Below are 19,492 nucleotides of genomic sequence, written 5' to 3'. Positions count from 1 at the left end.
ATAAAGTCGAAAAGGGCTTAAAAATTAGAATCGTAGAACTTTTTTCAGATAGTTTAAAAAGTTTGTACTCCCCTTCTCTTTTCTCTATAATGGAGAGAAAGGAGATGACTATGACAGAAATGAAACATGAAATTGATGCAAACTTTGCAGGACGACTCAATATCTTACGAGCGGGCGTTCTCGGTGCCAACGATGGGATTATTTCCATTGCTGGAGTGGTTATTGGAGTTGCCAGTGCGACCAGCAATATCTGGATAATCTTTTTATCTGGACTAGCTGCTATCCTCGCTGGTGCTTTTTCTATGGCAGGTGGCGAATATGTCTCTGTATCCACTCAGAAAGACACGGAAGAAGCCGCTGTCGCTAGAGAACAATTACTCTTGGACAAAGACATCGATTCAGCAAAACAATCCCTCTATGCTGCTTACCTTCAAAACGGTGAGTGTGAAACGTCCGCCCAACTCTTGACCAACAAGGCCTTTTTGAAAAATCCACTCAAAGCCTTGGTCGAAGAAAAGTACGGGATCGAGTACGAAGAGTTTACCAATCCTTGGCATGCTGCTATCTCTAGCTTTATCGCCTTTGTATTAGGAAGTCTGCCTCCCATGCTGTCGATCATCGTCTTTCCAAATGACTATCGGATTCCAGCAACCGTTCTTATCGTAGCCCTCTCTTTACTCCTAACAGGCTATACTTCTGCCAAACTTGGAAAAGCGCCGACAAAAACAGCTATGATCCGAAATCTCTGTATCGGACTTCTCACCATGGGCGTAACCTTCCTCTTGGGACAACTCTTTAGTATCTAAGATAAAAGAAATACCTCGATGAATTTGTACTGACCCCACAAGGTTAGACAAATAATTATTGAAAGGATTTAGTTCTGTATTGCACAGGACTGAGTCCTTTTAGTTTTACCTTAATTCGTTTGTTGTTGTAGTAATCGATGTAGTTGACAATGGCTTTCTCCAAATCTTCAAGCGACTGAAACGACTTCTCATATCCATAAAACATCTCGGATTTCAAAATACCAAAGAAGGACTCCATCATACCATTGTCTGGGCTGTTACCTTTACGTGACATGGATGCTTGAATTCCCTTACTCTCTAAAAACTGATGATAAGAATCGTGTTAGTATTGCCAGCCCTGGTCGCTGTGTAAAATGGTATTTTCATAGTGTTTCTCTGTGAAGGTCTGTTCCAGCATAGCTTTCACTTGTTCTAAGTTGGGCGAAGTGGAAAGATGATAAGCAATGATTTCACTGTTAAAGCCATCTAAAACAGGCGATAAATAGAGCTTTTGGCTGCTTGCTGGAATGGCAAACTCTGTCACATCCGTATAGCACTTTTCCATTGGCCTCGATGCTTCAAACTGGCGTTGAATGAGATTCTCTGCCTTCTTGCCAATCTCTCCTTGGTAGGAAGAATACTTCCGTTTCCGACGAATTCGAGCCGTTAAACCAAGGATTTTCATCAGACGTTGGACCTTCTTATGGTTTACTATATGACCACGATTCCTCAATTCAAGAGTAACTCTACGATAGCCATAATTCCCTTTATGATCATTATAAATGGCCTGAATTTCGGTTTTAAGCTCTTTATCTTTGTCAAGCCCATCTAGTTCCTTCAACTGATAATAGTAAGTCGAGCGAGCTAAACGTGCTGTTTCAAGAAGTAAATCTAGTCGAAATCCTCCTGAAACCATTTCTCTAACTGTCTCTGCCTTTCTCGCTCTAGGGCTTCGTCCCTTTCCTCTAACTCTTTTAACTTTTTTAGGTAGGCCACCTCAGTCCGTAAGCGCTCATTCTCCTCCTGAAGTCGTTCTAATTCTGTCATCTCTTCCCAAGTTTTCTTCCGTTTACGTCCCATTTTAGCTGATCTCCCTCTTGTTTTCTCAACAATAGTATACCCGTTTTTCTTGTATTGCGCCAGCCAATTTGGAAGCATTCCTTGGTTTGGGAGGGCATAATCAAGACTAACACTTCTTTGCGAACGACCTTCAAGAAGAACTTTCTCAATCATTTCTTGTTTTAATTCAGGAGAATAGTGACGATTCTTCCCTTTTTTAACGATTTCTATTCCATAACGGTCGATTAATTGCACCATATACTTTAGACCAGAAACATCCACTCCAAATCTTTTTGAAAGCTGTTTGAAGCTTTGTCCTTGCTTTCTAAGTTCATAGATCTGAACTTTATCTTCATAACTCAATTTCATAATAAAACACTCCAAAAGTTAGATTTTTTCTGTCTAACTTTTGGGGTGCAGTACAATTTCGAGGTATTTTTTTACATTTGCACAATCTTGCGATAGCTTCTTGAGGTAATCATAAAGATTAAAACGTAGACGATGAGGAAGATAGCACAGATGGACAATGTAACAGTCAACATCATGGTCGCATCTAGCACCCCAATGACTTTTAGGATGAGGCTAAGCATGTGATAGGCAAAGGCAAGGTGTAGGAAGGCAAATAGCAATGGAAGGAAGAAAACAGTAAGAACCTGTTTGTTGATGGTTTGCTTGATTTGCTTTTGATCGAGTCCGACCTTCTGCAAAATGATAAAGCGTTCACGGTCTTCATAGCCCTCAGAGATTTGTTTGTAGTAAATAACCAGAACTGTTCCCACCATAAAGATGATGGAGAGGAAAATACCGATAAAGAAGACCCCACCAAAGAGAGCACTCATCTGCGCACTACTATCAGCCAGATTGCTACCATATACATAACTTCCCTCTTTATTTAGTTCTCTATTAAAGTTATTAAGGAATTTTGCATAGTCGTCGGCAAGTTTGAGCTGTTCTTCCTCGCTAGCCGTTACGTTCATACCACCGTAGTATTGATTAAAAATGGAAGAATTAGGATACTGGTCAAGAAAGGCTTTCAAGTCAGGAACAACCAGATAGTTATAGTCCGAAGTTAGAATATTGTACTGATTTGGTACATGTTCAAGAATAAAATCTTTTTTGATTTCTTCCTTTATTGTATAGGTCTGGCCATTTAGAGTCAGTTCTTTCTGTCCTTGAAGTTCTTTGTTTTTAGTAAACAATCCAACTTCCTTACCTGAAAGTCCAAGTTTCTGTCCTGTCATATTCTCATAGTCTTTTTGGTCAAAGACCATAAAAACAGTTTTCGGTTGAACACGATTTTGACCTTTCTCAAAAATGGTTAATTTCGTACCTTCTTGGTTTGCTACACCAAAGCTACTGTATGTAAGGACTTCTTTCTTTGTAACAGTCAATCCCTTATCACTAGCATACTGGTCTAGGAGTTTATTTATGTCTTCTTTTTCAACATTCTGTCCTGTAATTCCAAAATCATGTGGATTCATGACTTTCTTGAAAGTTTCAGAGCCTTTAAAGATACTCGTTGCAGCAGACATAGTCACCAAGACCATGGTTGAAAGAATAGCAATCGTTGCCAGACCAACCGCATTTTTCTTCATACGGAAGATGAGATTGGATACGGAAATCATGTTGTTGGGTTGGTAATAGTAACGCTTATTTTTCTTCAATATTTGTAGGAAAACTGTGATCCCTGCATTAAACAAGAGATAGGTACCAAAGATTACCAGTAAGACCGCTACAAAGAAAATCAGCACAGCATTAAGAGGATTTTCAACGGTAACTGCTAGGAAATAGCCAGCTCCCATACTAATCAAACCTAGAATGGTTTGGAAACCTAAGAAACGTCCTTTTTTCTCACCACTGGCTTTTTCACGAGAGAGCTGAAGGGCATTCATGCGTGCGATGCGAAAGGCATTGATAAAAATCAAACCTAGGAAGATTGCCCCAAAGACAATGAGAACTAGGATAAAGACTATTGGTTGGAAGGTCGAAACGAGCTCCACTTTCATTTTCATTAACTTTAAAAGAAGGGCAAAGATTAGCTTATCAAAGAGAGCTCCTAGACCAAGTCCAGCTGTCAAGGTTAGAGAGCCAAATATAAGAAGCTCCTTAAAGACCATACTGATCAAATGGCGTTTTTCGAGACCCAGCATGCCATAAATCCCTAGTTCTTTGGAACGGTTTTTCATGACGAAACTATTGGCATAAAAGACAATAATAGCTGAGGCAATAGTGACAATCACCATACCGAAACCAAGAGTCATAGAGATAGTTTCTCCCCCTCGAATCTTGCCAATATTGGGGTTGAGTGACAAGGAGTAAAAGAGATAGGTAATGGTCACAGCTAAGAGAACAGCTAAAGCAAAGGGATAGTAGAGTTTGCGATTTTTGATTAAGTTCGAAACCGCTAACTTATTGGTCAATCGAAACATACTAATTCACCTCGCTTGCCATAACAGTCAAGGTATCAGAGATTTCTTGGAACATCTGACGCTCTGTCTTGTCTCCACGGTAGATTTGGTTGTAGAGGATTCCGTCCTTGATAAAGAGAACGCGTTTGGCCCTGCTGGCTGCAGCTGTTGAGTGGGTTACCATGAGAATGGTTTGCCCGCGCTCATTGATTTCATCAAAAACGTCGAGTAAGGCTGCAGATGACTTGGAGTCAAGGGCTCCTGTTGGCTCATCGGCAAGGAGAATTTCAGGTTCTGTGATGATGGCGCGTGCTACTGCTACCCGCTGTTTTTGACCACCAGAGATCTCGTAAGGGTACTTCTCTTGCAATTGGTTGATGCCCAAATTTTCAGCGGTTACTACCAATTTTTTCATCATCTCCGTGATAGGTTTTCGAGATAGAACTAACGGAAGCAAGATATTGTCCTTAACAGACAAGGTATCTAGTAAGTTAAAGTCTTGGAAGACAAATCCCAACTTCTCACGACGGAAGCTAGAAGCCTGAGAATTTTTAATGGTTGCTGTATCTGTTCCGTTTAGGTAAACCTGCCCACGAGTTGGTTTATCCAGCATAGCTAGGATGTTGAGCAAGGTTGATTTCCCAGAACCAGACTCTCCCATGATGGCAACGTAGTCACCCTTTTCCACGGTAAAGTGAATGTCCTTAAGAGCCTCTACCTGGTTGCCCTGAAAACGTGTTTTGTAGATTTTTTGAACGTGTTTTACATCTAAAAGTGTCATGATTTTCTCCTTCTTAATATCCCATCAATTGAAACTGTGCTTGCATCATAGCGCATCCTAGTTGAACACGCTCGATATCTTTTTGACTTGGTTTTCTTGTTTTCTTTTGTAAAATTCTTTTCATGGTTTTGCTCCTTTGTTCTTTATGAGTCTAGTTTATCGCAAAAAAAGGTGGCTTGCCATAACCTAACCTTACAAAAGAGACTTTAATCTTACATTTTTGTAAGATTTAAAAAAATTTAGAAATTTCACTAGAAGTATTGTACCATAAATGCAAAGCAAGAAGAAAACCCTTGTGGATACAAGGGTTAAAAGTTAATCATCTTTTTGATTTCGTCTAGAAATGATGAATTTATCAATGAAGAGAAAATGAAAAAGAAACAAAGGAATTGCTAAAATACAACCTTCTTCTGAAAAATCCTGTTTCGTTAAGTGGTATAAGAAATTATTGGTTGATAGAAAACTAGTAATGAAAATAAATAGAATCCAGAACACGTCCGTCCATTTATAGTTTTTAAAGTATTTCCTGAGCATGCTACTGCCTTCTTTTCTCTTGTAGTATTGTTGTAAAACTTTTGTTACCGTAGATTTACTCACCAAAACCAGTATGGGATAAATAAAAATCATCTTTTATTAACAAGGTTAACTCTTTTGAAGATACGCTCTTACTTTTATCTATTCGAATAGCTTGATTCATTATTAAGTCTTCATAAAGATTTCGAACGAAACGACCGTTAGAAAAATTGGTGAGATTACTTTCTAACTTATCATTAAAATAATTTAATAATATTTCTTTTAGCTTGTCTTCAATCTGGTAGTCATCTTTTCTTGCTAAAGTTTCAAGAATATCTAACAATTCTGTAGAAGAGTAATTTTCAAAATTAATAAAATAATTAAAGCGAGACTTCAGACCAGGATTCGATTCAAAAAAATGATTCATTGGATCAGTATATCCTGCAACAATAACAATTAGATCATCTCTTGAATCCTCTAGAGCCTTTGTCAATTCTGTTAAACATTCTCGGCCATATGAATCAGTATTGTCATTTTCTGTAATACTATAAGCTTCGTCAATGAATAAAACGCCACCTTTTGCTTTTTCAATGACACTTTTTACTTTTAAAGCTGTTTGACCTTGATAACCAGCGATTAAATCCGTTCTGGAGACTTCGGTAAAATGCCCCTTCGAAAGAAGGCCTAATTGATAATACATTCGACCTACAATTCTGGCCACTGTCGTCTTTCCAGTACCAGGATTACCCATAAAAGCCATATGCAATGTTCTCTTAGGTACTTTTAGCCCAGACTCTTTTCTTTTGGTCTGAATTTTTTGATATATAACTAACCTCGAAACTTCCTCTTTAACTTTTTGTAAACCAACTAATTGATTTAACTCGTTCATCAATTCATTCAGAGAAGAGTTATTACGTTTTCCTAACTCCTTCCCTAGTATTTCAAAAAGATAAGAGTAACCTAAATAACAAGCTAAATTATCAGACAATTCTTTTAGCGTTGGATTTATCTTACTTTTTTTATTCTCTTTTTGAAATAAATATATAGATTTATATAGATCAGCTACTTTATTTGTGTCAGAATGATCAATTATAATCTCATTCACTTTTGTGAAAAAAGCTGACTCGTTACCCAGTTGTCGATCCAATTTTTTGGCGCTCTCAATTAGCTTGTCACGAGATACAGTCATAATTTACCTCAAAAACATAAATAGTAAAGTGATTATAAACATTCCAATAGATACTCCGGATATGATAAAAACTGTAAGGAGTCGATTAGAAATATATTGAATTTGTTCCTTACTTTCTTTCAACTCTTTTCTGAGTTCTTCAATCTCATCAGTGTGTGAAACTGGCTCCAAAGGAAGTGTGCTTACCGTATCCTCCAATCTTACGATTCTATTGTCTAATTTAGAAAGTTGTTCCTCATGTTCTTCAATGAAATTTTTCTTATTATCTTCATCGAATTTTTCTTTAAATTGTTTAAGAGCTAGAAGAGTTGCTTTTTGTTTTTCAATGGTTTTATCAATACGTGTTTGTTCTTTTTGTATTTTCTTATTGGTATGGTCGATTGCTGCCACAGAAGAAAGAATTGCATGAATATAATCTTTATCTATAGCTTCTAAAGCTTTATAAACTTGACCAAATTCTTCAGTTAATTTCTGTTGATCTTCATAAAATCTTGAAATGTAATTTTGAACTTGTTCTACTAAAGTATTAAACTCTTTACCAGTAACTCCATGCTCAACAAAATCAAGACCAAAACCAAAGAATTCTTCATGAGTCCTAACTTTATCAAAATGCAAATCATCTCGACTTTGTTCGGCGAATTCTTTCAGATGTTCTTTTGCCTCATCGAAATCATGGTGGCTAATATTTATTTCAAATTTTTCCTGCTCTTGCTCAATTACTTCTTGTTCCATATTTATCTCCCTAATCTAATAATTCTTGTAATAAACTATCAATCTCATCAAAGTCACTTTTATCGTCTGTCCTAGACTCAGAAAAAATATCTGATAACTTTTCTTTCATTATTGAAGCAGCCATATCATGTCTTTCCTTAATAGTATTGATAACAGAATCTTTTTCTGCTTGAAGCTTTATGCTCTTTACATCTAGTAATTGATCTTGAATGACTAACATTTCATTATTTTGATCAATTTTCTTAGAACTTAGTTCAGTAATCTGCCTATTGACAATTTGCTGATCAATCATTTTTAATACAAAAGCGCCTGTTATACCAGCGACAGTAGCCCCCATAAATGTTCCAATAACACTAGCTATAGAACCAAGAATAGGTATTTCTACTGCAAGTGGAGGTGCAATAGTAATGAGAGATTTTCCGATTGTTTCACCTAAAGCTAGCCCTCCGGTAACTATTATACCCGAAGTTATTATTTTACCAAGTTCGAGAATAATAATATTAATATCTTTGGAACTATTTTCAGGGTTATTCAAATAGTCAATAGCATCTTTTAGAGATGACCATCCCTGTTTTATAAATGTCCAAATCTTTAAAAATACTTCACCAACTGTTCCAAAAATAGAAGTTACAAGCATTGTTAAGATTGATTTACCAACATTTAAAATATGCTTTGATAAAATTGAAACAAAAGAAGAAACAGCTTCTTTTAATTTCTCAAGGAATGAATTGAAATTCTTATGCTTTTCACTCAACCAAACTATAAATTTCTTGATAATTTCTTTTAAAAATTCTGATAAAAGTTGGAAAATTGCAGCCTTCAAAGCTTTTCCTGAAACTTTTAAAGCCTCGTCACGTCGTGATTTTTTACCAGATTTTATAGCTCGCTTCTCTGCTTCATTTACTTTATTGTCCAAATCATCTTTAGCATGATTGTACTTCTCTTTCATATGTTTTATTTCTGATTCGGATAAATTTTGATTGTCTTTGGCATACTGACCTTTAGAATTTGGGTAATCGAGATAATCCGGTACAGATTTAGAACCTTTAGCACGATTTACACTAGACCTCATCTCGTTTAGATTAATATCACTATTAGCAAAAGCATATTGTTGATTTTCATCCATAAAAGCATTAACTCTACTGTCACGAATGATTTCACCAGCAGAAATGGTATGATCCATATCAGTTCCTTTTGCTTTTGAACCTCTTGGTCTATTTTTATCTAAAAATTCTCTCGCATCTTTTTTTATAGTATTTTCAATTTTTCCAGATCTGGTAGTATGAGTTTTTATGTTTCCTTTATCGTCTCTTTGAAATTTTGCTTGCCAATTATCGTATCTTTCTTGATAATCGACATCTCTATTATGAGTTGCTAGTTTTCCATTTTCAAAATTTTCAGCAGTTTGTATATGTGCATCTTTTCGTAAATCTAGAGTTTGACCATTGTTATCTTTAATAAACTCTTCACCTATTTGGGTAGCAAGTTGAAGTTGTACTTGCTCCCAGACTATATTTTCAATAGATTCTTGAAGGTATTCATTATTTTGTAATTTTTCTCTATCTATATCAAGTTGCTCTATGTGTTCAACAACATCCTTAAGGTTATTTTCTAAAGAATTTTCTATTTCAAGTAACTGTTCATAGTCAAAGTCAATTTCAGAACTTTGTAATTCGAACGTTTTATTTTCGTTAGCCATATTAATCTCTCTAAATTATTGTATTCACTGATTTATTATACTATTTAAGGATTTGATTTGACAAGTTTAAAAAAACTTCGTCCTATTGGACGAAGTTCATGCTTCAACTATTATCACCAAAACCAGCCATCATTGTCTTCAATAGCTTGGGCTTCCTTGCGTTTGCGTGGTCCTGTTCCGTACATTTCGGCTTCTATGTCTTCCTTGGTTGGTAAGATAGAGGCAAGGATGATGTAAATAATCACACCAATTCCAAAATTTGCCACGGTAAAAATGGCAAAGAGAAAGCGGACTAGGGTTACATCAAAATTCCACTTGTCTGATAGACCAGCTAAAACTCCTGACACCATACGATTTCGTCTCATTTTATAAAATTTTGTATTCATGATTATTTCCTCTTTCGGTATTCTTACAAGTAGTATAGCATGAAACGGAACCAAGAACATCAGTCCTTAGGCCGATTTAAGATGACGAGTTTACCTCGGCAGATGCCACAGCGATAGCGCTTGGTGTCGATTCTTCTCTTACGTTGATAGCATTGCTGGCAGGATTTGCACTGATAGGCTAGGTAGGTACTTTTGTCTTTCAAAGGTGGTACAAAGCGCAGTCCATCCACTTCTTTCAAAAGTTCCTTAAAATCTCGATCCTTATGGCGATACCCCTTTTTCTGAAAATAAAGGTGATAGTGACAGAGTTCATGGCGTACAATCTTGCGAAAGACTTCCAAACCTAGTTCATTATAAACCTTGGGATTAAAATCCAAATGCCCATCCTTGGGGAAAAATCGTCCACCTGTCGTTCGCAGACGAGGATTCCACTGGGCTTGGTGTGTGAAAGGCCTACCAAAGTCTTCGAGTGAAACAGACTGAACGTACTCAGTCAGTTTCATCTGGAGCTAGGAGCGACAGATTGACTTTTTCACGTTCAGTATCGATTTTCTTAACCCAAACCGTTACCAAATCTCCGACGGACACCACTTGGCTAGGGTGTTTGATAAATTTGCGACTCATGTGGGAAATATGAATCAAACCGTCCTCGTGAATCCCGATATCAACGAAGGCACCGAAGTCAACGACGTTACGCACCACACCTTCCAGCTTCTGGCCGACTTTTAAGTCTTTAATATCCAAGACATCTTGACGGAGAACTGGAGCATCAAAAGAATCACGGAAATCTCGACCCGGTTTGAGAAGATCAGCAATGATATCTTTAAGGGTTTCTGGGCCAAGTTCTAGTTCTTGCGCCATTTCCTTGACAGAAAGGGACTTGAGTTTGCTTTGGGCCTCTTCATTCAGTTCCTTGATGTCCAAGCGTTTGAAGAGTTCCTTAACGGCAGCATAGTTTTCTGGGTGAACTCCAGTATTATCAAGAATATTGCTACTTTCAGGGATACGGAGGAAACCAGCAGCCTGCTCAAAGGCTTTGGCACCGAGACGAGGAACCTTCTTGATTTGGGCGCGTGAAGTGATTTTTCCTTCTTCCTCACGGTATTTGACGATATTTTCAGAAATGGTTTTATTGAGTCCAGCTACGTGGGAGAGAAGTGCTGGGCTGGCTGTGTTAACATTGACACCGACTTGGTTGACCACCGTATCGACGACAAAATCCAGACTCTCAGATAGTTTCTTCTGACTGACATCGTGTTGGTATTGACCGACACCGATTGACTTAGGATCGATTTTAACCAATTCCGCAAGGGGATCTTGCAAACGACGAGCGATAGAGATAGCAGAGCGTTTTTCAACGGTTAATTCTGGAAATTCCTGACGCGCAAGTTCGCTGGCAGAGTAGACAGAAGCACCGCTCTCATTGACGATAACATAGCTGACTTCTGGAAAATCTTTAAGAACTTCCGCCACAAAGGCCTCACTTTCGCGACTGGCCGTTCCATTACCAATGGCAATGATTTCCACACTGTACTGACCGATCAGGTCGGCTAAGTCTCTCTTGGCTTCTTCAATCTGACGAGATGATGCTGGTTTAACAGGATAGATGACTTGGGTCGTTAGCATTTTCCCCGTCGCATCAACGACAGCTAGCTTGGCACCTGTACGAAAGGCAGGGTCAAACCCTAAAACCACGCGCCCTTTCAGCGGAGCAACCAAGAGGAGATTTCGCAGGTTGTCAGAAAAGAGTTGGATAGCTCCTTCTTCTGCCTTCTCAGTCAATTCTGTCCGAATGCGTCGCTCAATAGCAGGCAAGACTTTTTTCTTAACAGATTGCTGGATAACTTCATCAATATAGGCGTTTTTCACCTTGAAACGAGCAGCAAAGAAAGCTAGGATACGATCCGTCGCATGTTCAAAACCAACCTTCAAGATGCCTAATTTTTCCCCACGATTGAGTGCTAAGGTACGATAGCCCTGCATGTTGCCAACTGTCTCTGAAAAATCGTAATAAATCTGAAAAACTTGTTTTTCATCAAGACTTTCATCCTTGACCTGCGAAGTGATTTTAGAATGTCTCAGCACCTCCTGATAGGTCATAGCACGTAGATTGACATCTTCGGATAAGGCTTCTACCAAGATAGCAACTGCACCAGCCAAAGTTTCTTGACCAGTCGCAAATCCTTCACAGACAAACTTCTCAGCCTCTTTCTCTAAGTCAGCTACATTCTGCAAAATCAAGCGCGCAAGAGGGAAGAGTCCAGCTTCACGGGCAATGGTTGCCTTGGTCCGACGCTTTTCCTTGTATGGAAGATACAGTTCTTCTACATCTGCTAGTTTTTCGGCAGCTAAGATAGCTTCTTCCAATTCCTTTGTTAGCTTGCCTTGTTCTTGAATCTTAGCCAAGACAGCTTCCTTGCGGTCATTGAGATTAGTCAGGCTTTTATCCAAGTCTATAATGGCCTTAATCGCCACCTCATCCAAACTACCAGTCATATCCTTTCGATAACGCGCGATAAAGGGAATCGTCGCCCCTTCGGCAGTCAAACTTAGAACGGTATCGATTTGCTTTAACGTTACACCCAAATCTTGGGAGATTTTTTCATATTTTTTATCCATAAACCTATTATACCATAAGGAACAAAGCTTGTTTCACCTTACCTGTTTTTACCTCTTTGATTATCAAAATAAAAATAATCCCTTTTCCGCAAAATAATAGTATAATAGAGGTAGAATTTAGAAAAGAGGTAGGCTCATGGCTGTTAAATTTACAAAAACTGATGATTTGGACAAGATGTTTGAAGAATTTGCCAAACTTCCTGACTTAACACAGGTCACTTTTCCAGACGACAAAGATAAAAAAGAAAAAGTTGAGAAGAAAAAATAGATGACAATTTTCCAATCTCTTCCCCCTAGTGTATTACAAGCGGGAGCTATTTTTCTCTCTATTATCATCGAGGCTCTGCCTTTTGTTCTGATTGGGAGTCTCATTTCAGGCTGGATTGAAGTTTATATCACACCAGATAAAGTCACTGAATTTCTCCCTCGCAATCGTTGGGGGAGGATTTTTTTTGGTACCTTCATCGGCTTTCTCTTTCCCTCTTGTGAGTGTGGAATCGTTCCGATTATCAATCGTTTTTTGGAAAAGAAAGTCCCCAGCTACACGGCCGTTCCCTTTCTGGTGACTGCTCCCATCATCAATCCTATCGTTCTTTTCGCTACCTATTCTGCCTTTGGCAATTCCTTCAAAATTACCATCTTGCGAGCTCTGGGATCGATTTTAGTCGCTTTGGTGCTGGGGATTTTCCTAGGATTTTTCTGGAAGGAATCCATTCAAAAAGAAAACCCTATTGCTTGTCATGAACATGACTTTTCACACTTGACTCCTGCTAGAAAAGTCTTTCAGGTCTTTATACAAGCTATTGACGAGTTTTTCGATATGGGGCGCTATTTAGCCCTTGGCTGTCTCTTTGCAGCTATCGTACAGGTCTATGTCCCGACTCGGATCCTGACCTCTATCAGTGCTACTCCAGTCCTTGCGATCCTCTTGCTCATGTTTCTTGCCTTTCTCCTCTCTCTTTGTAGCGAGGCGGACGCCTTTATCGGTGCTTCTCTCCTCTCGAGCTTTGGCCTAGCACCAGTCCTTGCTTTTCTAGTCATTGGCCCCATGCTTGATATCAAAAATCTCCTCATGATGAAACACTATCTCAAGGCCAACTTCATCTGGCAATTTATGGGCATCGTGACTCTGCTTGTCTTGCTTTATTCTTACATGATAGGGGTGATGCTATGATTCGATTTTTCATTCTACTGGGCTATTTTGCTCTGACCCTTTACCTCAAGCTATCTGGAAAGCTTAGTCATTACATCAACCTCCACTATTCCTATCTAGTCTATATCTCCATGGTCCTTTCTCTTCTGTTGGCTCTGGTCCAATTCTACATCTGGATTAAGAAAATCAACTCTCACAGCCATATGGAAAGTCGTCGAGCTAGACAAATCAGCATCCTGTTACTGTCACTACCTCTCTTGATTGGAGTTGCCTTTCCGACAGTAAGTTTGGACTCGAGAACCGTATCTGCCAAAGGCTATCATTTCCCACTTGCTGAGGGAATCGATACAGCTATTCAGGCAAGCGAAGGAACATCCAATCAATACCTCAAACCCGATACCAGTACCTATTTTTCCAAGTCTGCTTATGAAATGGAAATGAGGGCAACGGCTGATAAATACCTCTCCCAGCCAACCATTCAAGTTACAGATGATAACTATATGGAGGTCATGGAAGTTCTCTATGACTATCCTCAAGAGTTTGAAGGAAAGAAAATCGAGTTTACAGGCTTTGTCTATAACGATCCTAGCCATCCAGATAGCCAGTTCCTCTTTCGCTTTGGGATTATCCACTGTATCGCAGACTCTGGTGTATATGGACTCTTGACCAAGGGAAACTCACGCCAGTATCCTGACAATATCTGGATTACCGCTAGAGGAACCCTGACCCTACACTACCATAAAGAACTCAAACAAAAACTCCCAACACTGGAAGTTGAGAGTTTCACCAAAGTAGACAAACCAGAAAATCCTTATGTCTATCGTGTGTTTTAATAAAAAGTAACCCAGCAACAGACAAATTACTTTTCAAAGTAGCTTGTCTTTTTTGTTCTCCTAGTTCAACAAAATCAACACACAACTTTTCAAACAATAAAAAAAGTCCCAAGAAATAAGATTTCTCGAGACCATAAAAATGTTAACAAGATAGGGTTGACAATCATCACATATCATAGCTTAGCTGCAATAGAGTTGTGATAGAAAACGTTGATTTACTAGATAAAATAAAACTCATATTAAACTGAATATTTCAGTTTCTTACTGGCATAAAGCTATTTGAGTTTAATTTAACAACCACTAACCTCTATTAACGCCACCAAATGCTGAACCAAAAACGGAAGTAGTATCCAAAGAACATAATGTGCACCTCCTTTTACAAAACGTTTTTCCATCTCAACTATATTATATATTTTCTTGTGGAGAATTGCAAATTTTTTCAGTCAAATTACTAGCTTTTTTCAAAAAATTATGATAATACACAAAGTTTTATATTAAAAATAGTTATTTACTTTCGGTTTCTGTAAAATGAAGCCATGATATAAATGCACTAAGTCCCATAACTGGATTTTTTCTGTCAAACTTTTGAGGCTAGTTCATAACTTCCAGTTGTTGAAATTATGAACTAGCCTCTTTTCTGCGCCATGAATCTCCGCTTTTTACTGTTTTGCTTCAGCTCAGTTGGACTACTTCTCATTTTGTAATAAAGCTCTTACCCCGTCTGCTCCAATTTTATCCTCAGCTTTTTCAAAGAGTTGAATAGATTGATAAAAATAATCTCGTGATTTATCCGAATCTTGCTTCAGATAAATCTCTCCCATCCCTCTATAGGAACAGGCTTGGGCAATGAAGTCCTCAGTTGTCAAAGCAAAATCTAGGGATTCTTTCATATAGCTTCCTGCCTCTTTTAGATTTCCCAACTGTAAACGAAGGTAGCCTTGTTCATAGTTGTTGACAGAAAATTCAATTCATCTTCATCCCACACAAAAGGCACTTTTCTAAGGTCTTGTTTAATTGAATATACTGCACGAGTATATCCATCTATCATAACTGGAATTCCATCTAAAATTTTTATTGGAATTAGATGGAAATTCTCCATGTTATTCTTATAAAACCATAAACTAATCTTTTTGATTTTTCCTTTAGATATATAAAATTGCGATGGCTGAATATCTTTTAGAGTAAGTCTCTCTAAATCGATACATTCCATGAATAGTCACATCCCTACTCTAACAATAAGTTTCCACAAAACTATTTCAAAGCCTAAAGAACAATGCTAATTCTATGCTATCAATACCTATTAACGATAGCCTTTGAATAAGCCTTATTTTTCTACACTTTATTTACTTAGTGGGTACATCAACCCTTGTCATCAATGCGACACTATCAACATGGTTTGAGAGAATAGTATGAATGTCATTTGATTATATCAGTTCATGGAAACATATCCACTGCGATTTTATCACCGTTAGTAGAAGGGAACAAATCAACTATTTTCTATCCATTCTTTAATTTTACTCTGTATTAACGTTGCATCCAAACTTCCGTCTAATCCATCCTGGGTAATTATCAAGTTTCCAAAATTTTCTGAAATTCCCACACTTTCATAATTTGCTTTTTTCTCGTCCCAACGCCTTTTATATAATTTATCACTTAGCATTCCAAGATGCTCTAAATAAGCTACTTTGCCCTGATAGCGTAGAGTAAAATCAGGAATATAAATTTTACCACCAGCATTTAATGGTTCTTCATAGAAATACTCAATTTTCATCTTATCAAGAATATTAGCCACAATTACTTCTGACTTTGATCTAACCATTTCACCACCTATTGTTTTATGAATCAATTTTTCTTCAAAGTACCGTTTTTGTTTACTATACTCTATTTCAATGATGTTTGGAACTTCAAATAAGTCTGTATATCGTTGTTTGGTATCCGAATACCAATCATTAGCATACTGAACTAAGTCTTGAATTGGCAAATCACTTAATACAATTAATTTTTCTCTTTGGCGAGAAAAAGCAGTATACAAAAGTTCTTTTGTAACAAATGAACTTTTTCCATTTATGACCACTATGGTTTTACCGAAGCTAGAACCTTGTGATTTGTGAACTGTAAGAGCATAAGCAAGTTCTAACTTAGAATCACTGTTATCATTACCAAATTCATCTTTACTATATGAAAATACCTTTCCTTCAAATGATCCAAAACGGAATTTATACCAACGAGTATTCTTATCCTTTTTGCCATAGTGACTTGGGTAATCTGACATAATACCAATTTCACCGTTTGCAATATATTCTTTCCCACGTGAACCATCCCAGTAATCCTTCTCACCATTTACATTAGATATGACTTTGTCTCCATAAACAATATTTTGAACAGATTGAGGGCTATTATTTGACCATGGGTATTCATTCCATTTATCAACAATGTCTTGACGATATTTTTGGTGAAGTTGATTATTCAAATAATAGCTTCCTGCACCAATAAATTTCGTTGGAGATAGGATTTGCCAGTTTTCTATATGTTCACTAGTTGGATAGTTTGTATATTGGCCTACAGTAGCTCCCAAACTTTTATTGAAACCATCCAGATCATCTGCATTTGTCATATTTGTAATTTCCACCAATTCCTCAAAGAACACTTTTTCTAACTTGTCTAAATCGTTGTATTGAATATATTTAAGACGATTATCTGTTTGATTGTTTTGAATACGGTAAATTACATCTTTATCGACTGAATCCGAATTAGAGAATATTTGGGCAAATGATAAATCATCACCACCTGAACCTTGTCTCATCTCCGTTTTCAATGTCGCGATCTTTTCAGGATAAGCACTCTCTAAATAATGAATCAAATCGACAAATGGGCGTCCTGCTCCAATTGGGGGTAATTGATTTGGATCTCCAATAAAGATGATTCTTTCAGCATGAGAATCAACAAGCTTAAGTATGCCCCCAAACATATCTTCCGTCAGCATCGAACTTTCATCGATAATCACTGTTTTGGCAATACTCGAACTAGGTTGGCTTGGCATTTTATAAGCCATTGTGTTCCAACAGAAACCTTCTGAACGAATTAAAAATTGTGCCACCGTCATAAACTCTGCTTGAACACTATTCTTCTTAAAGGCATTCTCAAGTTGAACTCTTGCTTTTCCAGTAGGGGTCAATGCTAATACTCCACCAGCTTTAATTTCTTTTGAAGAAGCAAAAATCCCCAATGCTGATGTTTTACCCGTCCCAGCTCTCCCCAATAAGACAGATATTCTAGATGATTCAAGAATCTTTAACGCTGTTGCTTTTTCATCACGAGCCAATTGATCATTTTCTTCATTATTTTCTTGGAGCTTTCCAAATTGGTTATCAATAATTTTTCTCCAATTTTGTTCACTTGATAAACTAGTTTCTAAACGGCTATTTACTATATCGACTACCAATTGTTTATAATCTTGATATTCTTTCAGTTTGATGTAAGTATTTTCCACATCAACGTGCAATTCACCTTCCTGCAAGAACTCTAGAACACATTCAATCTTTTCTGTTTGAAAATCCGTTTTATTATCTAATGGTAATTTGTTAATTTCTTCAACAATTTGATCATAGCTGAGTAAAGTATGGCCTTGACTTACGGCTTGAACTAAAACAAATATCACCATAGCTCTAAATCGGCGTTTATCACTTTCAGTTCTCATCTTGGTTGGTTTCTTAAAAGGATACTTATTTTCCACCAACGGATTCACAAACATTGCATTGTCGATTTGAGAAATAGTAACTTGATGTTCGTCCTTTTCTTTTCGTGTAAGTTCGTATAATAAATATGGGTTTTCAATAATTTTAGCTGCATCAGTTTTCAGCTTACCCCAAGCATAAATAGCTTGTTCTACAGAAAGATTCAATCGAGACAAAAGCTCAAAATATCGTGTTTTGTTTTCATCTCTTAGCAAACCAGAAAACTCATCCTCTTTGTCAGCTAAGCTTTTATCTAATTTCTCGTCCCCAATTTCTTTATCACCTGAAAAGTACAGCTTCAATTCAGAAATCAGGTCATTGACAGAAGTATCAATATGTTTAGCCACATCGAAACCGTATCTAACGCCGAAAGCTGATAAAATCGAACCTAATCCTGGGAATATACCACGTTGATTCCAGACGCTTTTCAGTTGATTATCTACATATTCAAGTTGAACATTAACCCATTCATGATTGGCTTCCTTTAGCTGAAGTTTAGCTATATTTTTCAATACAATTTTCGCTTGATTTAGTACATCTATAGCCGCATCGTAGCTGACCCATTCAGCTGCATATGAAAATTCCGATCTAAAACCTACTGGTTCAAACAATGTAACACTCTCAACATCAAAATCAGGATGCTTTTTTGCATACTCTGAAATTTCAAAATATGGCATTAAAAAGCCCTCTTTCCCATCAGCTCTTATTGAATGAGCTGCATTTGTCTCCCAAATGTAGTTTTTTTCGTCACTGCTTCCATCTGACTCATACTCATAAATTTCTATATTTGATACTATATTTCCTATTCCACCAATTACACGCCTATTATCTTCGATAAATGGAACTTGTTTGTAATATGGAAAGATTAATGATTCGTGTGGACTAATTCCAGAAAAGAAGTAATCAAAAATCCCCTTTTGAGATTCTCCATGAGAAACCCACGCACTTGACCAGGTAAGCATTTGTTCTGTTTTTTCTAAGTCAAAATAAAAATTGTAATACTTATACTTCTCATTAGCATTATCCTTTAAAGTCCATGCAAATGGACGTAATAAGAACGAATAAGGATTCATCTCAAAATTTGTTTCTACGAAATGCTTGAACTTAGCATTTCCTTCTTTATATGGATGGTTCATTTTAAGTTCAAGCTTGGTGTCGCTCATGAACGCAGCGTTCTCTGTAATCCAGCTTTGCATTTTTGCTGAACCAACTTGTTCGTAACTTTTACCTTTATTCGTTTCCTCAAACTCCAAGTCCCGTGTCGATGCAATGTTCGGGATTACTTGAGCAGCAACATTATACCTAGGATTATTGTCAATGCGCCCAGTATAATCGTTATCTTTCCAAGGAATTCTTGTTGAAAAGTGTTGCACATAGTTTGTTTGTTGTTTAAGTTTCTTATCCATTAGCCTTCTCCTCCTAAGCCACAATTACGTAATACCTTCTATTATCAGGTCTCTAAAAAAACTCTCCTTTATGTTGATGTACTGTTTACAACATTTATTTTTGTAATAACTGCTCTAAACAGTACACCGACGATTCATTTTTTTGATTTTAAACTTTAGTAGAAGCTCTAAAACCTTTGTATTTACTTGACTATT

General features: G+C 37.3%; 15 protein-coding genes and 1 pseudogene. 4 read left to right on the top strand and 12 right to left on the bottom strand.

The features are described from left to right. Positions 1 to 110 precede the first annotated feature (110 nt). A complete protein-coding gene (locus FGK98_RS04190) occupies positions 111 to 806 on the top strand; it encodes a VIT1/CCC1 transporter family protein (RefSeq protein WP_138100186.1) in 696 nt (231 codons plus the stop codon). Between the two features lie 55 nt (positions 807 to 861). On the opposite strand, the pseudogene FGK98_RS04185 reads toward FGK98_RS04190, so the two are convergent. From FGK98_RS04185 to FGK98_RS04140, 9 genes and pseudogenes are all read right to left on the bottom strand, one after another. After that, positions 862 to 2,213, bottom strand: a pseudogene (locus FGK98_RS04185) (IS3 family transposase). A 71-nt stretch (positions 2,214 to 2,284) separates the two neighbouring features. Beyond that, the gene (locus tag FGK98_RS04180) at positions 2,285 to 4,273 is read right to left on the bottom strand and encodes an ABC transporter permease (RefSeq protein WP_138100185.1); all 1,989 of its coding nucleotides are present in this window, start codon (positions 4,271 to 4,273) and stop codon (positions 2,285 to 2,287) included. Position 4,274: 1 nt separating this feature from the next. Further along, positions 4,275 to 5,033: an ABC transporter ATP-binding protein gene (locus tag FGK98_RS04175; RefSeq protein WP_000173369.1), complete on the bottom strand. Its 759-nt coding sequence runs from the start codon at positions 5,031 to 5,033 to the stop codon at positions 4,275 to 4,277. A gap of 589 nt (positions 5,034 to 5,622) precedes the next feature. Further along, positions 5,623 to 6,735, bottom strand: coding sequence for an AAA family ATPase (locus FGK98_RS04165; protein WP_138100183.1), 1,113 nt, complete (start codon positions 6,733 to 6,735; stop codon positions 5,623 to 5,625). Between the two features lie 3 nt (positions 6,736 to 6,738). After that, positions 6,739 to 7,467, bottom strand: coding sequence for a coiled-coil domain-containing protein (locus FGK98_RS04160; protein WP_138100181.1), 729 nt, complete (start codon positions 7,465 to 7,467; stop codon positions 6,739 to 6,741). Positions 7,468 to 7,477: 10 nt separating this feature from the next. Beyond that, positions 7,478 to 9,166, bottom strand: a complete 1,689-nt coding sequence (locus tag FGK98_RS04155) for an AI-2E family transporter (protein ID WP_138100179.1) — start codon at positions 9,164 to 9,166, stop codon at positions 7,478 to 7,480. Between the two features lie 113 nt (positions 9,167 to 9,279). Beyond that, positions 9,280 to 9,552, bottom strand: a complete 273-nt coding sequence (locus FGK98_RS04150) for a PspC domain-containing protein (RefSeq protein ID WP_007522068.1) — start codon at positions 9,550 to 9,552, stop codon at positions 9,280 to 9,282. Between the two features lie 59 nt (positions 9,553 to 9,611). Further along, entirely contained in the window at positions 9,612 to 10,055 is a 444-nt protein-coding gene (locus FGK98_RS04145) for a SprT family protein (RefSeq protein ID WP_138100178.1), read from the bottom strand. Beyond that, positions 10,042 to 12,171, bottom strand: a complete 2,130-nt coding sequence (locus tag FGK98_RS04140; RefSeq protein ID WP_138100176.1) for a Tex family protein — start codon at positions 12,169 to 12,171, stop codon at positions 10,042 to 10,044. The genes FGK98_RS04145 and FGK98_RS04140 overlap by 14 nt, the downstream gene beginning before the upstream one ends. Positions 12,172 to 12,307: 136 nt before the next feature. Between FGK98_RS04140 and FGK98_RS10145 the strand changes: the two genes are divergently transcribed. From FGK98_RS10145 to FGK98_RS04125, 3 genes are read left to right on the top strand one after another with little or no spacing between them, the layout of a single operon-like run. After that, positions 12,308 to 12,439, top strand: coding sequence for an SPJ_0845 family protein (locus tag FGK98_RS10145; protein WP_000268696.1), 132 nt, complete (start codon positions 12,308 to 12,310; stop codon positions 12,437 to 12,439). After that, complete coding sequence (locus FGK98_RS04130; protein ID WP_138100174.1) at positions 12,440 to 13,345, top strand: permease; 906 nt, start codon at positions 12,440 to 12,442, stop codon at positions 13,343 to 13,345. Next, the gene (locus tag FGK98_RS04125; RefSeq protein WP_138100172.1) at positions 13,342 to 14,157 is read left to right on the top strand and encodes a TIGR03943 family putative permease subunit; all 816 of its coding nucleotides are present in this window, start codon (positions 13,342 to 13,344) and stop codon (positions 14,155 to 14,157) included. Before FGK98_RS04130 ends, FGK98_RS04125 begins: the two co-directional genes overlap by 4 nt. A 686-nt stretch (positions 14,158 to 14,843) precedes the next feature. On the opposite strand, the gene FGK98_RS10055 is transcribed toward FGK98_RS04125, so the two are convergent. The 3 genes from FGK98_RS10055 to FGK98_RS04115 form a co-directional block, all read right to left on the bottom strand. Continuing rightward, positions 14,844 to 15,047 carry a hypothetical protein gene (locus FGK98_RS10055; RefSeq protein ID WP_241993326.1) on the bottom strand — a complete coding sequence of 68 codons (204 nt, stop codon included), beginning with the start codon at positions 15,045 to 15,047 and terminating at the stop codon, positions 14,844 to 14,846. A gap of 17 nt (positions 15,048 to 15,064) precedes the next feature. Then, the gene (locus tag FGK98_RS10050) at positions 15,065 to 15,367 is read right to left on the bottom strand and encodes a hypothetical protein (protein WP_241993325.1); all 303 of its coding nucleotides are present in this window, start codon (positions 15,365 to 15,367) and stop codon (positions 15,065 to 15,067) included. A 276-nt stretch (positions 15,368 to 15,643) separates the two neighbouring features. After that, complete coding sequence (locus tag FGK98_RS04115) at positions 15,644 to 19,297, bottom strand: ATP-dependent DNA helicase (RefSeq protein WP_138100170.1); 3,654 nt, start codon at positions 19,295 to 19,297, stop codon at positions 15,644 to 15,646. Positions 19,298 to 19,492: the final 195 nt, after the last annotated feature.

Origin of the sequence: Streptococcus australis (assembly GCF_901543175.1) — a bacterium.
Lineage (GTDB): Bacteria > Bacillota > Bacilli > Lactobacillales > Streptococcaceae > Streptococcus > Streptococcus australis_A.
This window is presented reverse-complemented; position numbering and strand designations above follow the sequence as displayed.

Bases quoted from the DNA above. Each gene is read 5' to 3' on its own strand.
- FGK98_RS10055 (WP_241993326.1), bottom strand. From the start codon at position 15,047: ATGAAAGAATCCCTAGATTTTGCTTTGACAACTGAGGACTTCATTGCC.
- FGK98_RS04160 (WP_138100181.1), bottom strand. From the start codon at position 7,467: ATGGAACAAGAAGTAATTGAGCAAGAGCAGGAAAAATTTGAAATAAAT.
- FGK98_RS04155 (WP_138100179.1), bottom strand. From the start codon at position 9,166: ATGGCTAACGAAAATAAAACGTTCGAATTACAAAGTTCTGAAATTGAC.
- FGK98_RS04140 (WP_138100176.1), bottom strand. From the start codon at position 12,171: ATGGATAAAAAATATGAAAAAATCTCCCAAGATTTGGGTGTAACGTTA.
- FGK98_RS04180 (WP_138100185.1), bottom strand. From the start codon at position 4,273: ATGTTTCGATTGACCAATAAGTTAGCGGTTTCGAACTTAATCAAAAAT.
- FGK98_RS04150 (WP_007522068.1), bottom strand. From the start codon at position 9,552: ATGAATACAAAATTTTATAAAATGAGACGAAATCGTATGGTGTCAGGA.
- FGK98_RS10050 (WP_241993325.1), bottom strand. From the start codon at position 15,367: ATGGAATGTATCGATTTAGAGAGACTTACTCTAAAAGATATTCAGCCA.
- FGK98_RS04115 (WP_138100170.1), bottom strand. From the start codon at position 19,297: ATGGATAAGAAACTTAAACAACAAACAAACTATGTGCAACACTTTTCA.
- FGK98_RS04145 (WP_138100178.1), bottom strand. From the start codon at position 10,055: ATGAAACTGACTGAGTACGTTCAGTCTGTTTCACTCGAAGACTTTGGT.
- FGK98_RS04175 (WP_000173369.1), bottom strand. From the start codon at position 5,033: ATGACACTTTTAGATGTAAAACACGTTCAAAAAATCTACAAAACACGT.
- FGK98_RS04165 (WP_138100183.1), bottom strand. From the start codon at position 6,735: ATGACTGTATCTCGTGACAAGCTAATTGAGAGCGCCAAAAAATTGGAT.
- FGK98_RS04125 (WP_138100172.1), top strand. From the start codon at position 13,342: ATGATTCGATTTTTCATTCTACTGGGCTATTTTGCTCTGACCCTTTAC.
- FGK98_RS04130 (WP_138100174.1), top strand. From the start codon at position 12,440: ATGACAATTTTCCAATCTCTTCCCCCTAGTGTATTACAAGCGGGAGCT.
- FGK98_RS04190 (WP_138100186.1), top strand. From the start codon at position 111: ATGACAGAAATGAAACATGAAATTGATGCAAACTTTGCAGGACGACTC.
- FGK98_RS10145 (WP_000268696.1), top strand. From the start codon at position 12,308: ATGGCTGTTAAATTTACAAAAACTGATGATTTGGACAAGATGTTTGAA.